This window comes from Hymenobacter sp. DG25A, from assembly GCF_001280305.1.
Classification (GTDB): domain Bacteria; phylum Bacteroidota; class Bacteroidia; order Cytophagales; family Hymenobacteraceae; genus Hymenobacter.
On the sequence record NZ_CP012623.1, the window covers coordinates 1236978 to 1251706 of the forward strand.

The following is a 14729-nucleotide window of genomic DNA, read 5'->3' on the forward strand; positions in this document are numbered from 1 at the left end:
TCAGTCTCCACTAAGACCTTTTCTTGTGCCGGGGTTTTTATCAGGCTTAGGGTCAGCGGATACCAGCTTCGGAGGCGCGCCGGAGGGGAGGAATTAGGGAAGAACCCGCGCTTGCTGAAGGAGGATAGGCGGCGGGACTACTACCAACCTGGGGATAAAGGGTAGCTAGCGGCGGGCCAAAAGCAGCCGGCAGCGGCATGGGCCGGTACCAGGAACCCCGGTAGGCAGTTGGTTTTTGTAGCGGCAAAATACTATCTAGGATAATATAGCTGCGAGAAGCTATTTATGAGCTACTTGCAGCCAAATTGCCAGGTATGGCTGAGGTTATGTGCAGCCTCAGCCATACCTGGCGCCAGGGGCAGAATTACCCAGCTCCCGTCCGGAGCTTCCTGCCGGAAGCCTACTATTAGATTAGCGTAATGACTACCGAGAAAGACCTTGCTTCCTCCTATTATTTTAACCCGCGGGAACAGGAGTTACTGCTGGTGCAGGAGGTATTTGATGCCGTTGTGCTGCTGGACAAGCAGGGGTACATCACGTGGGTAAACCAGGGGTTCACGGCTCTTTTTGGGTATGAGGATAGCGAAGTAGCCGGCCAGCCCGTCTGGATGATTCTGAGTGATTTGGCCAGCGACGAAAGTCCGGAGTACTACATGCAGGCGCGGTTAGCAGCCGGTACCTCCTTTCGGTATGAAGTGCTGGCCCCGCATAAGGATGGCTCTATGGGCTGGGTGCAGGTAAAAGTGCAGCCCATGGGCCTTGGCCCCGATGGGGCGCCCCGGTTTGCCTGCCTGCTGGAAAACATAGCCGAGCGGAAAGCCACCCAGCGCTCTTTGGCCGAAAGCGAAGAGCGGTTTCGGTTTCTGGTGGAGCAGGTGCCCGGTGTACTGTTTCAGTGGCGGGAAAACCACGACGGCTCCGCGGGCTTTTCCTACATCAGCCCCCGGCTGCGCGAGATGTTCGGCATCCTGCCGGAGCAGCTCACGCACCTGCGTGAAATCATCCATCCGGAGGATAGGCCGCAGTGGGAGGCCGCCATGGAGCTGGCCCGCAAGGATGGAAATACCTGGGCTTTTGAAGGCCGCCTGGTAGTGCCGGGCCAGCCCCTGCGCTGGTGCCGCGCCAACTCCCTGTACTCCAGCACCGATGCGCAGGGGAGTGTGTTCAGTGGCATCCTGTTAGATGTCACGGCCCTGAAACAGGCCGAAGAAACCGTGCGCGAAAATGAACAGCGCTGGCAGCTGGCTATGGAGCGGTTCGGCGACGGCGCCTGGGAGTTTAACTACCAGAACGGGCAGGAGTACTTCTCCAAAGCCTACATCCGGATGCTGGGTTACACGCAGGAAGAGTTTGAGAGTCAGCAGCAAAGCTGGATCCACCACGTGCACCCGGAAGACCAGGCCCTGAGCATACAGGCTTCCGATGCCTACCTGAGCGGACAGGTGCCCATGTACTCCGTAGAGCGGCGCTTACTGTGCAAAAGCGGCGAGTACAAATGGGTGCTCACCCGGGGGCTGATAACGAAATACGATGAGCAGGGCCGCCCCCTGATTATGACCGGGGTGCACACCGATATATCCGAAATCAAAAAAGCCAACCTGGCCATTGAGGCTACCACACTTCGCCTGTATACCACCATTTCCAACTTCCAGGAAGGTATTCTGCTGGAAGATGAAAACAACCAGGTGGTGCTGGCCAACGAGGCTATCTGTCGGATTTTCAATTTGCCGAATGCCCCGGAAGAGCTGATTGGCATGAACACGCTGATTTTTAATCAGCAGGTAAGTAATCAGTTCAAGGACGAAGCGCAATTTGCCCGGCATTACGTTGCCCTGAGAGATAACCCCCAGCTAAGAACCGGCGAAATCTTTAAGCTGAAAAACGGCCGCACGCTTCAGTGTGATTTTGTCCCGATTCAGGTAGATGAGCAATACATCGGCAGCCTGTGCAAGTTCGAGGACATCACGGAGCGTAAAAACAATGAAGATGCCCTGAAGCGGCGGGAAGAAAAGTACCGCACCATTATTGAAAGCATGAACCTGGGCCTGGTAGAGCTGGACCTGAACTCCAAAGTAACCTACGTAAACCAGGCATTCTGCGAAATCACCGGCTTTCAGCGGGAAGAATTCCTGTATCAGGAAGCCGTTAATCAGATTCTGCACGCCGACGACGTGGCGTTCCTGGATGCCAAGAACAACAGCCGCCTGCAGGGCGTTTCTGATACCTATGAGCTGGCCATCATCAGCAAAACCGGGGAAGAAAAATGGCTGCTGATTACCGCCGGGCCCATTTACAACGACCAGAAGCAGGTGTACGGCTCCATCAGCATTACCCTGGATATCACCCACCAGAAGCAGCTGGAGCATAATCTGCGCGCTGCCAAGGAGTTTGCCGAGGAGTCTACGCGCTCCAAAGAGCTGTTTCTGGCTAACATGAGCCACGAAATCCGCACGCCGCTCAATGCCATTCTGGGCATGGGCCAGCTGCTGGCCAAAACCCCGCTCAACAACGAGCAGCATAATTACCTGCGGGCCATTGCCTCCTCCGGCGAAAATCTGCTCGTGATTATCAATGATATTCTGGACCTGTCTAAAATAGGCGCCAGCCAGCTGTCCATTGAAAGCATTGGGTTTACGATGGACCACCTGCTGCGCCAGATTCAGAAAAGCCTGCATTTTAAGGCCGAAGAAAAAGGCCTGCTGTTCCTCACCTCCGTGGATGCGCGCCTGCCGGAAGTACTGCTCGGCGACCCATACCGCCTCACCCAGGTGCTGCTGAATCTGGCCGGCAATGCCATCAAGTTCACGGAAAAAGGGCAGGTAGCCATTACCTGTGAGCTGCTGGCGCAGCACCCGGGCCAGGTAGAAATTCAGTTCACCGTTTCTGATACCGGCATCGGCATCGATCCGGAGTATCTGGCCGATATTTTCAAGGAGTTCAGCCAGGAAGATACCTCAGTTACCCGTAAGTTTGGCGGTACGGGCCTGGGCCTTAGCATCAGTCGCAGCCTGGTACGGCTGATGGGTGGCGAGATTCAGATAGAAAGCCAGAAATACCATGGCACCCGCAGCCAGTTCATGCTGGTGCTGCCGGTGGGTACGCCCCTGGATCTGCCGGAAAAGATAGAAGCCACCCCCGAAAGCCGGGAAATTCTGCGCGGCAAGCACATTCTGCTGGTAGAAGACAATGCCTTTAACCGCCAGATTGCCAAAGGCTTCCTCAACAATGCCGGCATGCAGATTACGGAGGCAGAAAACGGGGCCATTGCCGTAGAGCTGGCCCGGCAACACGTATTTGATGTAATTCTGATGGATGTGCAGATGCCCGTAATGAACGGGCTGGAGGCCACCCACTTTCTGCGCCAGCAACTGGCCCTCACCACCCCCGTTATTGCCCTCACGGCCAATGCCATTAAGGGCGAGCGGGAAAAGTGCCTGCAGGCGGGCATGAACGACTACCTCACCAAGCCCTTCCAGGAAGAAGAGCTGTTCAAAATCATTGGTGCCTGGCTCACCAGTAACAAGGATCAGGAACAGGCCGATTCAGCCGCTTTGAGTCGGCCGGAAGAACCGGCTTTCTACAACCTGGAAATCATTCAGAAAATAGGGCAGGGCGACCAAAGCTTTGTGCTGCTGATGCTGGAGTCGTTTATTGAAAGCGCGCAGGAGGCCATAGAGGAGCTCACCACCGCCCGCCAGCAGCAGGATGTGCAGGTGCTGCGCGCCTCCGCGCACAAACTCAAGCCCAGTCTGGAGCACGTGCAGGTGCACCGCATTCTACCGCTGGTGCTGCAGCTGGATAAATGGTCCGGCGACTTTAAGCCGGAAATTCTGGAGCCCCTGATTGATAAAACCATGGCGCTGCTGCAGGAATTAATAGACCAGATGAGCCAAGAGCTACGGGAGCGGCAGAAAGAGGCCTAGCAAAAGCAGGCTGAAAAGCCGCCGCAGCGCCGCCCAACCGCGGCGGATTCCTGCCCGTGCCGCCGTATCTTCGTGGCTCTTCCGTACTATGGCAGCTGGGCACTCTGATACACGCAAAATCATCCATCTGGACATGGATGCCTTCTACGCGTCGGTGGAGCAGCGCGACAACCCGGAGCTGCGCGGCAAACCCGTGGCGGTGGGCAGCCCGCGCCAGCGTGGCGTAGTGGCCGCCGCCAGCTACGAAGCCCGGCAGTTTGGAGTGCGCTCCGCCATGCCCTCCACCATTGCCCAGCGCAAATGCCCCGAGCTGATCTTCGTAAAGCCCCGCTTTGATGTATACAAAGCCGTTTCCAGGCAGGTGCGGGCCATTATGGAAGACTACACGCTTCTCATTGAGCCGCTTTCTCTCGATGAAGCTTACCTGGACGTAACGCATACGCTGCAGGACCAGCATACCACCGCCACGGAGCTGGCTCAGCAAATCCGGGCGCGCATCCGGGCCGAAACGCAGCTGACGGCCTCGGCCGGCGTGTCCTACAACAAGCTGCTGGCCAAGCTAGCCTCCGACTACCGCAAGCCCGATGGTCTCTTCGTGATACGCCCGCACCAAGGGCCGGCGTTTGTGGAGGTGCTTTCCGTGGGGCAGTTCCACGGCATTGGCCCGGTAACGGCCGCCCGCATGAACCAGCTGGGTATATTCACTGGCCTGGACCTCCGCCAGCAGTCGGAAGCTTTCCTGCGCCAGCACTTCGGCAAGTCCGGCGGCTACTACTATGGCCTGGCCCGCGCCGAGGACCACCGCCCGGTAGAAGCCGACCAAGTCCGCAAGTCCATCGGCTCTGAAAACACCTTTAGCCAGGACCTCACCACAGTAGAAGAACTGCTCGCCGGCCTCGACCCGGAGCTGACTGACGTTTGGGAAACCACCGAAAGAATGGGCGTGCGGGGCCGCACCGCAACGGTGAAAATCAAGTACGACGACTTTCAGGTCATTACCCGCAGCCGTACCGTCGTGGCGCCCTTCGCTTCAAAAGCCCAGTTTCAGCAGGTGAGCCACGATTTGCTCCTGGGTATACTGCCCCTGGCAAAAGGCGTGCGGCTGCTGGGTGTGTCACTTTCTTCCCTGGACTCAGCGGAGCCCCTGGCCGGGCAGCAGCTCCGCCTCAACCTGTAGCCGGTTGCTCTAAGCCTGATCCTGCATCCAAACGTCCGGCCCAAGGTGTTCCCGCAGCCGCTCACGCAGCAGTTCCTGCAGAATGGGCGAGAGAAACTGGAATTTGTCCGGGATGCGCAGGTTAATGATTTTCTTACCGGCCAACTCCGCCCCAAACTTCTGCTGTATAATATCGGCGTGCCGGCGCTCCATCACAAACACGGTATCGGCCCAACCCAGATGCCCGGCCGTTACCCGCACCCGGGCACCCGGCTCGGTGCCGGCCGAGCGGGCTTCATAGTGCGAATGCCCATCAAAAAGCCGCTCTGCCGTAAGGCTGCGCCAGCGGTTCTGGCTGCAGATGAAGAGTAGCTGACGAGAATTCATACTGAAAACCAATAACCTTACTTAGAAGAAGAATTTGTATAAATCAAACTGACCGCTACCATACAGTACGTATGGTAGCGGTCAGCTCATAATTTGGAAGGTGTTTCGGAACCCGGTTCTTTGTCGTTTGTCATCCTGAGCTTGCGAAGGACCTTATCCCGCTGGAATGAGTCGTTATGATGCGAGTCGTTCAGTCGTGAAAAGGTCCTTCGCAAGCTCAGGATGACAGGAGTTACTGATCAGCTTATCTTTCAGGTAAACGAAGGAGAGTTATGTCAGTAGATTTTATTTGCTGATTATTCCGCCACCGAAACCCGGATTTTCCGGCCTTTGATTTTGGCTCCGGTTACCCGCTCTGCTACCTCGGCCGCCATCTGGCGCGGTACGGCTACGTAGCTGTAGTGGTCAAATACTTCAATGTGACCCACGGCGTCGCGCTCCAGACCGCCGTGCGCCATAAACGTGCCCACCAAATCGTGAATGCTTACCTTCTCCTTTTTGCCGGCGGAGATGTGCAGCGTTACGTTGGTTGGCTTGGGGGCTTTAGGCGAGGCGGGCGGCAGCTTAGGTGCTTTGATGACATCCCACTTAATGCTGGCGGCAATAGGCCATTTCTGCACGTGGGCCTGCTCTTTGGGCGTGGCCAGAATGTGGGCCGTGCCCTCGGCGCCGGCGCGGGCCGTGCGGCCGGCCCGGTGCTGGAAACCATCGGCTTTGTCCGGCGCATCATACTGAATCACGGTGTCCAGCAGCGTTACGTCGATGCCACGGGCGGCTACGTCGGTGGCTACCAGTACCTGGCTGGAGCCGTTGCGGAGCTTGAGGAGGGCTTTGTCGCGCTCAGGCTGGGGCATTTTACCGTGCAGTACTTCGGCGGCTACGCCGCGGCCCTGCAGAAAGCGGGTAAGCTCCACGCACCGGTCGCGGGTATTGCAGAATATGAGGGCGCGGCCGGTTTCGGGCTGATGCAGCAGGTGCAGCAACGCGGCGGGTTTTTGCTCCAGGGTGCCTACATGGCCCAGCAGGTGCAGGTTTTCGGGCAGGCGGTCATCGTCATGGCCCACGTCAATCACGCGGGGGCGGGTCAGGTTCTTGCGAATCAGATCCACCACTTTGTCCGACATGGTAGCGGAGAACAGCAAGGTCTGGCGGCGGCGCGGCAGGCGCTTCACAATCTCCACCAGCTCATCCTGAAAGCCCAGCTCCAGGAGCTTGTCGGCCTCATCCAGCACCAGAATTTTCAGCTGGTTGGGGATGATGGTGCGGCGCTCGAAGTGGTCGAGCAGGCGGCCCGGGGTGGCTACTACCACGTGCGGGGCCTGCTTGAGGCTTTGGGTTTCTTCGCGGAAGGCGTGGCCGCCGTAAAAGGCCGCTATGCGCAGGTTGGGCAGGTATTTGCCCAGCTTCTTGAGGGCGTCGCGCACCTGCAGGGCCAGCTCCCGGGCGGGCACCAGCACAATTACCTGCACGGCATCCTGCTTTACATCCAGCTGCTGCAGAATGGAGAGGCCGTAGGCGGCGGTTTTACCCGAGCCGGTGGGGGCCTGGCCCGCAATGTCCTGCCCGGCCAGCGCCAACGGAATTACCTGCTCCTGCACGGGGGTAGGGGTGGTAAAAGTCAGTTCCTCCAGAGCCTGCAGAAAGGAAGGAGCGAGGCCGAGGTCGGCGAAAGTAGCAGTAGACATACACGGGTTATTTGCTGCAAAGGTAGGGCAGATTTACGGAGCCACTGCTTTTCCCGTTTATAGCCGCCCGTCTACTCGTCAGTAATGTCCAGCAGGCGGTAGCGCACCGCCGATTTTTTAGCCCGGATATCGAGCCCAATGTAGTGTGCGTACACCTTGGTAAAGCACGCCCCAAAGTAGAAAATCATGGCCGAGTAAAACACAAATAGCAGCACCAGCACAATGCTGGACGCCGGTCCGTAGATAGGGCCCAGGTTGCGTGGCACCAGCAGGTGGCCCAGCACAAACTCGCCTAAGTCAATGAGGACGGCGGTGAGAAGGGCGCCGCGCAGTACCGCCCGCCACGGCACTTTGGCCAGGCTCAGGTTGCGGAAGGTGGCGGTAAACCAGGCCGTGAGAATCAGCAAAGAAACCACCTGATTGAGCACCTGAATAACAAAATAGCCGAAGGTGGGGTCAAAATCCTTGATGTAATCCGCAAACAGCGCCAGGCCCGTATCCGAGACAAACGCCAGCACCGAGAGCAGAGCCGTGGCCAGCAGGGCGCCCAGGGAGCGGGCGCGCTCTTTCAACAGCTTCTGCAGCTTGTGCGTGGCCCGGCGGGGCCGGATGTTCCAGAGCTGATTGAGCGAGTTCTGAATGACTACGAATAGGGTAGTGGCAATAAACAGGAGAAACCCAAAGCCCAGCCACGTGACCAGCCGGCTGCGCTCTACGTTGGATACGTTCTGCAGAATTTGCTGCACCAGCTCGGCCGCCGAGGCGCCCAGCAGGTGGGAAAGTTTCACCAGCAGCAGCCCGCGCACCAGAGAGGTGGAGTAGAAAGAGCCGATAATCTGCACCAGAATGATGAGAATGGGCGGCAGGGCAAACGTGGTGAAGAAGGCCGTGGCGGCGCCCAGCCGAAGCGGGTCGTTGGCGGCCAGCACCCGGCCGGCGCGGTGCAGGAGCACAAAGAAATCCGTCCAGGCTTTGGGGTGAGGCTCGCCTGGCTCGCGTACTTTTGTCATGGGCTTCGCTACCGTCAGTCGGCGGCGGGCCGGGGGTGCGTAGCGCGAAGATACACGGCCGCGCCTCATCCGCCTATACCCTTAGCCCTCCCTGATTTTGTCTGACCTGCTTCCTTCTTCCCCCGTCACTCCACCGCCACCGGTCGGCTGGTTTCGGCGCCGTGCCCTGGAGCCGCTGCTGAACCTGTTGCGGCAGGGCCTCTCGCCCCGGCAGCTGGCCCTTACGGTAGCGCTGGCTACTGCCTGCGGGCTGGTGCCGCTGCTGGGCGTTACCACGCTGCTGGCCACGGTCGCTGCCGTGCGCCTGCGCCTGAATGTGGCCGCCATGCTGCTGGTAAGCCATCTGTTGAGCCCCCTGCAGCTGCTGCTGATGATTCCGCTTCTGCAGTGGGGCGAGCGACTGATATCCAATAGTAAAACCTCCGGGCTTACTCTGGAAAAGCTGCGCTACTATTTTGCCGAGGACTGGTCCGGAGGCCTGCAGGTGCTGTGGCGCGCCGAGCTGGGGGCGCTGCTGCTCTGGCTGGGCCTCTCGGCGGTGGTGGGGCCGCTGTTGTTTGTAGTGCTGCGCCCAATGTTTGCGCACCTGGCCGCCCGGCAGAAAGCAAAGGCCATCCAAAACGCATAAAAAAAGCCCCCGCTGCAAATCGGAGGCTTTTTTTATGACGGCTAAATGTGGGTTAAGAAGCGCGCTGGTAAATGGGCTCCGTTCCGCGGAAGTAGTTGGCCAGCGGGTCCTCGGCGGAGGGGTTTATCAGCATCAGGTCGATAGTCTGATCCTGCGCCAGATGGCCCTGCACTACCGGTCCCATTTCCGGGAACATGGAGGCATCATCGTTATCAATGGTAAAGCCCAACAGCAGGCGGGCCGGGCCGGGGTTGTCTTCCACCGTCAGCTGGGCCAGGTATACGGCCTCAATGGCAGGACGCGCGGCGCAGAACACCCGCACAGCTTCAATTAAAGCCACCGGCCGCTCGTCGGGCTGGTCCAGGGAAACGCGCTTATCGGCCAACGAGCCTTCCAGCTCCTCATCGGAGCCCGAGAGGTTGCCGGCCAGCAAATCTTCCAGCTCTGGTACGGTCAGCAGCTTGCCAAAGGGCGAGAAGGGGTTCAGCACGCACTCTGCGCCCTGCACCATGCGGAAGTAATCCAGGCCGGAAATCAGCATGTAGGCCACGTCGCCGCTCACGGCGCCATTCTCATACACCCGCTCCAGGGAGCTGAATACCGGCAGCTTGCCATCATTCAGCACTTGCAGCTGTATCTGCATGCCGGGCTCCGGAACAACCAGGCCGGTGGCGGGATTCTCCTCATCAAAAGCCGGGAGAATCACCAGATTCTGTCGCAACAGCTCCCGGTAGAACAAGGCCCGGGAGGCTGGGTCCTGCGCCGCCTGCAATAGCGCCCCTTCCAGCGCATTGTTCGGCTCGAAGGTGGGCATGGGAGGCATGATGGGCTGCTTCATCGGGGGGAGGGGTGGCAGCGGCAGCTCAACCGGAGCAGGCGAGGTGTAGTTGGGACGCTTATAGCGCGGACCGGCCGCTTCCGGGGCAGAAGTGCCGGGGTTTGGAGTGCTGGGAGTAGGTGCAGCGGCCGGAGTAGACTCAGCGGCTTTCTTGGATTTCAGGAAGTCAAACAGACCCATGGTAATGCGTAGCGAATGAAAAGGTGTCCCAAGCTAGCCATTCCGGCCGAAAACTACCGGCAAAAGCTATGGGAAAATGATGTTAAAAAGTGCCGTTAGCGGCCGTCGCTGCCCTGGCAGGCGCCCAGCAGATCCGATACTTCCCGGATGGTATATGGCTCCCCTTTGTTGCCCCAGGACTGCTGCAGGAAGTTCAAGATGTTGGTAATCTGGGAGTCCGTCAGGTCCTCGTGCGGCGGCATCACCTGGTTATATTCCACAGCATTCACTACCACCACCCCTTTCTGGCCTTTGCGCAGAATACAGGGCAAGCCCGCCCGGTTCTTCGTTAAATAATCGGCGCGGGCCAGGGGCGGAATCAGGCGGCGCAGGCCGGCACCCTGCTCGCCGTGGCAGTTAGAGCAGTGCTCCAGGTACAGGCGGGCACCCTCATTCTGCTTGTTGGTAAAGCAGCCCGCCAGCAGCCAGATAGCCGCGGCTACGGCCGCGCCCCGCAGCAGGTGGATAGCGGACGGCATTAGGGTTTCGGTTGTTTGGCGGCTTCTTCGGCCAGCAGCAGCGGCAGCTCTTTCAGCAGGCGGTCTACTTCCTTGGGGTTCATGCCATCGTAAAGGCCGCGCACGTGGCGCTGGCCGTCTACCAAGGCAAACGTGCCGTTGTGGGCAAAGCCACCGGCCGCCTTTTTATCGGCTTCGGCACCCGTCATGTAGGCGCGGGCTAGGGCAAAAATGGTGTCGTGCGGAGCTGTTACAAACTGCCACTGGCTGGCGTTGGTCACGCCCAGGCGCTCGGCATAGTCGCGCAGTACCGGAATGGAGTCGTGGGCCGGGTCGATGGTATGGGACAGGAAGGCCACGCGCGGGTTGTTCTTGTACTGCTCATACACGCGCAGCATTTCGCTCTGCATTTTGGGGCAGATGCTGGGGCAGGTAGCAAAGAAGAAATCCGTGACATAGACTTTGCCCGCCAAGCTGTTATTGGTAACCGTTTTGCCTTCCTGGTTGGTCAGCGTGAAGCTAGGAATAGTGGCGTAAATGGTATCGGCGGGGCCGCCATCGGGGCGGGCGCGCACGTCACGCTCGCCAATGTAGGGCAGGGTAGTGGACTGATCCGCCTTATTATCGGAGCAGGAAGCCAGCAGCAGGGTGCCGGCCACAGCCAACAGGCCACTGCGCAGGGCGCGGCGGAAAGAACGGTGCATCATGGGGTAGGTGGCGTGGGGGAGGAAGACGCGGAAGGAGAAGCCTGGCGCTGCAGCAGGGCCTGCGCCGAATCGAGGCTGGTGCGGATCAGCTGCGCTACGGAATCAATTCTGTGTTGCTGAACCGTGTAATAGACCATTTTGCGCAGGTGCCCTACCGAATCGGCGGGGCGGCGGTACTGGTGCATCCAGTTCATCATGGCAGCTTCCGCCGCCAGCAAGGCTCTTTTCTGGCGGCCGGCCGCGGCAGTATCCAGGGCCGTTGCTTTTTGCAACACCTGGCGGCTGGTGTAGAGCTGGTCCATGCGCAGCATCAGGGAGTCATGCACGGCCAGCACGCGCTTTTCAGCGGCGGCTTCCTGCGCGGGCGCATCCGCCGAAGGCGAGCAAGAAGCCAGCAGCGGCAGCAAAAGCAGAGCCGCCGGACGGAAGTTGGAAAGAGTGCTTTTCACGCCGCAAAGGTACGGCGCGTTTGCTTGCCAGCGGTGCCCGGGAACCGTATTTCGTGCCGCTACCAGGCGTGGCGCAGGTGGGCATAGTTCCACAGCCAGACGGTGCCGGCCCAAAGCCCCCAGAACAGCAAAGCAAAAAACGCCAGGAAGACGATGGTGACCACCGCAATCAGCCCTTTGCCGCTGCCTGTGTATTTACCCTCAGCATAGTGGCGGCGCAGCAGCTCCACGTTCCGGTCGTTGCTTTTATAGGCGAAGTCAAACAGGTTACCAATGATGGGAATGGCGCCGATAATGGTATCCAGCAGAATGTTCAGGGCCATGCGCACCACCAGCTGGCCACTGGCACCGTGGCGCATCATGGTCAGCAGCAGCACTCCCGACACCGCAAAAGTAGACAGGTCGCCTACCACCGGAATCAGGCCCAGCAGCGGGTCTAGCCCGAAGCGGAAAGAGGTGCCCGGCAGCCGGAACTGGCTGTCCATCAGGCGGGCTACCCGCTCTACCCACCGCAGGCGCTCATCGTTAGAGAAAGAAGGAGGCGTGGGCATGGGTTACTGATGGTAAGTGAGAGAATAGCGGCGAAAGGACAAAGGCAGCTGTTTAGCCGAACATGTGCCCTTCAACGGCGTTCCTATAGTATAAGGTTATGCCGGTGCTGCCGGCTTCATCCATCCTGTCTTATTCACTTCTCACATTAGCTTCTTACTTATGCAAACCCGCACTTTAGGCCGAAATGGCCTGCAAGTTTCTGCCCTCGGTCTTGGCTGCATGGGCATGTCTGATTTTTACGGCCAGCGCAACGATGCCGAAAGCACCCGCACGCTGCACCGCGCCGTGGAGCTGGGCATTACGTTTTTTGATACCGCCGACATGTACGGCCCCTTCGTGAACGAAGAGCTGCTGGGCCACGCCTTTGCCGGCCAGCGCGCGGAGGTTGTTATTGCCACCAAATTCGGGATTCAGCGCGACCCGAACGAGCCATCCAAGCGCGGCATCAACGGCCGCCCGGAGTACGTGCGCCAGGCCTGCGAAGCCAGTCTGCGCCGCCTGAAAACCGACTACATCGACCTGTACTACCAGCACCGGGTAGACCCCAGCACGCCCATTGAGGAAACCGTAGGGGCCATGGCCGAGCTGGTGAAAGAAGGCAAAGTGCGCTTCCTGGGCTTATCAGAGGCCGCGCCGGACACCGTGCGCCGCGCCCATGCCGTGCACCCCATAACGGCGCTGCAAAGCGAGTACTCCCTCTGGAGCCGCGACCCTGAAGATGGTGTACTGCAAACCTGCCGGGAACTGGGTATTGGGTTTGTGCCATACTCGCCGCTGGGCCGGGGCTTCCTTACCGGCCAGATTCAGAAGTTTGATGACCTAGCCGCCGACGACTACCGCCGCTTCACGCCCCGCTTTCAGGGCGAGAACTTCCAGCGCAACCTGGATTTAGTGGCGCGCATCAAAGATATGGCCACCGAAAAAGGCTGCACGCCCGGTCAGCTGGCGCTGGCCTGGGTACTGGCCCAGGGCAACGACATTGTGCCCATCCCCGGTACCAAACGAGTGGAATACTTGGAAGAAAACGTGGGCGCGCTCGACGTTCAACTTAGCCCCGAAGACCTACAGGCTATTAACGCCATTGCCCCCCAAGGTGCTGCCGCCGGCTCCCGTTACCCGGCCGAAATGATGAAATCAGTAAACGGGTAGGTAGTTGCTAGTTGTCAGTAAAAGGGCATTGCTGGCTTCAAAATTCAAAAAAGCCTTTCCACTCAGGAAAGGCTTTTTTTTATGGATCTGAAAACTAAAAAGACGACTTATTTCTGCAGCGGCGGGAGCAAATCAATCCAGCCATCCTCACTCACCACAATAGCCAAACAGGGGTAGCGGCTGCTTTCCACGTAACGCAGTGCGGAGTTAAAGCGCGAGCCGCGGGAGGAGTCGCCTTTCGCCGTGGCCAGACCATCCAGAATGGCGCCAATGGCAAAGCAGGTCCCGGCCGGATCAATGAGCACAGCCCCATCAATGTTGGTGATAAGGCGCATTACGCTGGGGTTAATGCGGCAGGGCGTGATGCGGTAGCACTGGTTGGAAAGGCGTGCCGCTTCGTGGTTGGCTCCTTCTGAAATCAGGAGAATAGTGCCCGTGGGCTGGGAGGTGGCGCTCAGGGTAAGAGACCAAAGGTGCTGAATATCAGCCTGGGGCAGGTTGGGCCAGCTGCGGTGAATGGCCCGCTCAAAGTTGTACTCATCCACGCGGGAGCGGGGCAGGCGCGGCGTGTTCGATACCACCCGCATCATGACCTCGCCGTTGTGAGATAAATCCCAGCTATAGTGCTTGGTGAAATGCACCGTAAACAGCGGCTCGTGGCGCGGGTCGTCGGGGTCTACTACCCGGCCCAGGCCAAACAGATTGGTGGCATCCGTGATAAGGGCTGCCTTGTCTTCGCTGAGCTCCAGCAGCTTCCGAACGGAGCGGTGGTCGCGCAGGGGAATAGGGGCTTCCAGCGTGAGGATGGGCTGAATAGCGGAGTGGTGGCGGCGGGCAATAACCATCAGGCCGATGCCTTCGTCGCCCTCGTGGCGTAGGGCAGCCACGCCGTTGCAGGCATCGTAAAGGCCGTGGGTGCCATTGGCTACGCCCAGCATAAACCGGCGGCCAGCCGCGCGCAGCAGCTCGTTGTAGTCCCGGTCGAGAATGGGGCGGTCTTCGTCGCCGTCGGTTTCGCGCAGGGCGCGGGTGCAGTCAATCAGAAACTCCTGCACAGTGGCCTGGAGTAGGGAGCCCGGGCGCCCGCTGGGTACCGCCGGCAGGGCATAATGGCCGCGAAAAGCCTCCGCATTCATTTGTACCACCACCAGCACTAGGTAGCCATCTACCGTAACCGGCAAGGAGCAGAAAGAAACGCGGGGTTCCTCCGTGGCCGTTTCCAGTGCGGCCACGGTTTCGGCTACCGAGCGGCGCAGGAGCCCATACCAACGGTTTTTTTCGTAACGGTCGTGGTCCAGTGGGTGCAGATGATACACCACTTCCCGCGGCCCTTCGGGCTCCAGCAGGGAGGCGCGCTCTTTCACGCCCTGAAAGTGGACGGGTTGGTACCGGTGGGTGGGAGGCTCTACTACTACCGCCCCGGGCTCAGCACCTTCTTTAGCCGAGGCCAGACCCAGCAGAAATACTTCGGGCCGCAGGTTGCGGTCAAGCAAATTGAAGATTCCTTCGGCAAAGAGCTGGGCTGAGACGCGGAAAAGGCTTTTTTGAGAATCCCACATGGGCAACGG

The 14729-nt window shown here is 59.3% G+C and carries 13 protein-coding genes; 4 read left to right on the forward strand and 9 right to left on the reverse strand.

All coding sequences use genetic code 11. From position 1 onward, the window contains the following. Window positions 1-419: 419 nt before the first annotated feature. Window positions 420-3923 carry a PAS domain-containing hybrid sensor histidine kinase/response regulator gene (locus AM218_RS05335; protein ID WP_054412540.1) on the forward strand — a complete coding sequence of 1168 codons (3504 nt, stop codon included), beginning with the start codon at window positions 420-422 and terminating at the stop codon, window positions 3921-3923. A gap of 88 nt (window positions 3924-4011) precedes the next feature. After that, a complete protein-coding gene (gene dinB / locus AM218_RS05340) occupies window positions 4012-5100 on the forward strand; it encodes a DNA polymerase IV (RefSeq protein ID WP_054412542.1) in 1089 nt (362 codons plus the stop codon). Between the two features lie 9 nt (window positions 5101-5109). On the opposite strand, the gene AM218_RS05345 is transcribed toward dinB, so the two are convergent. The 3 genes from AM218_RS05345 to AM218_RS05355 form a co-directional block, all read right to left on the reverse strand. Continuing rightward, complete coding sequence (locus tag AM218_RS05345) at window positions 5110-5466, reverse strand: low molecular weight protein tyrosine phosphatase family protein (protein ID WP_054412544.1); 357 nt, start codon at window positions 5464-5466, stop codon at window positions 5110-5112. Window positions 5467-5762: 296 nt separating this feature from the next. Next, entirely contained in the window at window positions 5763-7151 is a 1389-nt protein-coding gene (locus tag AM218_RS05350; RefSeq protein WP_054412546.1) for a DEAD/DEAH box helicase, read from the reverse strand. Between the two features lie 71 nt (window positions 7152-7222). Continuing rightward, complete coding sequence (locus AM218_RS05355; protein WP_054412548.1) at window positions 7223-8161, reverse strand: YihY/virulence factor BrkB family protein; 939 nt, start codon at window positions 8159-8161, stop codon at window positions 7223-7225. A gap of 97 nt (window positions 8162-8258) precedes the next feature. On the opposite strand from AM218_RS05355, the gene AM218_RS05360 reads away from it, so the two are divergent. Beyond that, window positions 8259-8789, forward strand: coding sequence for a DUF2062 domain-containing protein (locus tag AM218_RS05360; RefSeq protein WP_054412550.1), 531 nt, complete (start codon window positions 8259-8261; stop codon window positions 8787-8789). A gap of 52 nt (window positions 8790-8841) precedes the next feature. Here the strand turns inward: AM218_RS05360 and AM218_RS05365 are convergent, their stop codons facing one another. From AM218_RS05365 to AM218_RS05385, 5 genes are all read right to left on the reverse strand, one after another. Continuing rightward, on the reverse strand, window positions 8842-9807 hold the full coding sequence (locus AM218_RS05365) for an enhanced serine sensitivity protein SseB C-terminal domain-containing protein (RefSeq protein WP_054412552.1): 966 nt from the start codon (window positions 9805-9807) through the stop codon (window positions 8842-8844). Between the two features lie 95 nt (window positions 9808-9902). After that, window positions 9903-10325: a c-type cytochrome gene (locus tag AM218_RS05370; RefSeq protein WP_054412554.1), complete on the reverse strand. Its 423-nt coding sequence runs from the start codon at window positions 10323-10325 to the stop codon at window positions 9903-9905. Continuing rightward, window positions 10325-11011 carry an SCO family protein gene (locus AM218_RS05375; RefSeq protein ID WP_231717551.1) on the reverse strand — a complete coding sequence of 229 codons (687 nt, stop codon included), beginning with the start codon at window positions 11009-11011 and terminating at the stop codon, window positions 10325-10327. Before AM218_RS05375 ends, AM218_RS05370 begins: the two co-directional genes overlap by 1 nt. Further along, a complete protein-coding gene (locus AM218_RS05380; protein WP_157547531.1) occupies window positions 11008-11460 on the reverse strand; it encodes a hypothetical protein in 453 nt (150 codons plus the stop codon). The genes AM218_RS05375 and AM218_RS05380 overlap by 4 nt, the downstream gene beginning before the upstream one ends. A gap of 59 nt (window positions 11461-11519) precedes the next feature. Continuing rightward, a complete protein-coding gene (locus AM218_RS05385) occupies window positions 11520-12011 on the reverse strand; it encodes a DUF4112 domain-containing protein (protein ID WP_054412557.1) in 492 nt (163 codons plus the stop codon). 160 nt (window positions 12012-12171) lie between these two features. On the opposite strand from AM218_RS05385, the gene AM218_RS05390 reads away from it, so the two are divergent. Next, window positions 12172-13161 (forward strand): aldo/keto reductase, encoded by a 990-nt coding sequence (locus AM218_RS05390; RefSeq protein ID WP_054412558.1) that lies wholly within the window; start codon window positions 12172-12174, stop codon window positions 13159-13161. 107 nt (window positions 13162-13268) lie between these two features. Here AM218_RS05390 and AM218_RS05395 read toward each other — a convergent pair whose 3' ends face one another. After that, complete coding sequence (locus AM218_RS05395; RefSeq protein WP_054412561.1) at window positions 13269-14720, reverse strand: DNA integrity scanning protein DisA nucleotide-binding domain protein; 1452 nt, start codon at window positions 14718-14720, stop codon at window positions 13269-13271. Window positions 14721-14729: the final 9 nt, after the last annotated feature.

Excerpts from the sequence above, each read along its gene's own strand:
- AM218_RS05335 (WP_054412540.1), top strand. The coding sequence starts at position 420 with ATGACTACCGAGAAAGACCTTGCTTCCTCCTATTATTTTAACCCGCGG.
- dinB (WP_054412542.1), top strand. The coding sequence starts at position 4,012 with ATGGCAGCTGGGCACTCTGATACACGCAAAATCATCCATCTGGACATG.
- AM218_RS05345 (WP_054412544.1), bottom strand. The coding sequence starts at position 5,466 with ATGAATTCTCGTCAGCTACTCTTCATCTGCAGCCAGAACCGCTGGCGC.
- AM218_RS05350 (WP_054412546.1), bottom strand. The coding sequence starts at position 7,151 with ATGTCTACTGCTACTTTCGCCGACCTCGGCCTCGCTCCTTCCTTTCTG.
- AM218_RS05355 (WP_054412548.1), bottom strand. The coding sequence starts at position 8,161 with ATGACAAAAGTACGCGAGCCAGGCGAGCCTCACCCCAAAGCCTGGACG.
- AM218_RS05365 (WP_054412552.1), bottom strand. The coding sequence starts at position 9,807 with ATGGGTCTGTTTGACTTCCTGAAATCCAAGAAAGCCGCTGAGTCTACT.
- AM218_RS05370 (WP_054412554.1), bottom strand. The coding sequence starts at position 10,325 with ATGCCGTCCGCTATCCACCTGCTGCGGGGCGCGGCCGTAGCCGCGGCT.
- AM218_RS05375 (WP_231717551.1), bottom strand. The coding sequence starts at position 11,011 with ATGATGCACCGTTCTTTCCGCCGCGCCCTGCGCAGTGGCCTGTTGGCT.
- AM218_RS05385 (WP_054412557.1), bottom strand. The coding sequence starts at position 12,011 with ATGCCCACGCCTCCTTCTTTCTCTAACGATGAGCGCCTGCGGTGGGTA.
- AM218_RS05390 (WP_054412558.1), top strand. The coding sequence starts at position 12,172 with ATGCAAACCCGCACTTTAGGCCGAAATGGCCTGCAAGTTTCTGCCCTC.
- AM218_RS05395 (WP_054412561.1), bottom strand. The coding sequence starts at position 14,720 with ATGTGGGATTCTCAAAAAAGCCTTTTCCGCGTCTCAGCCCAGCTCTTT.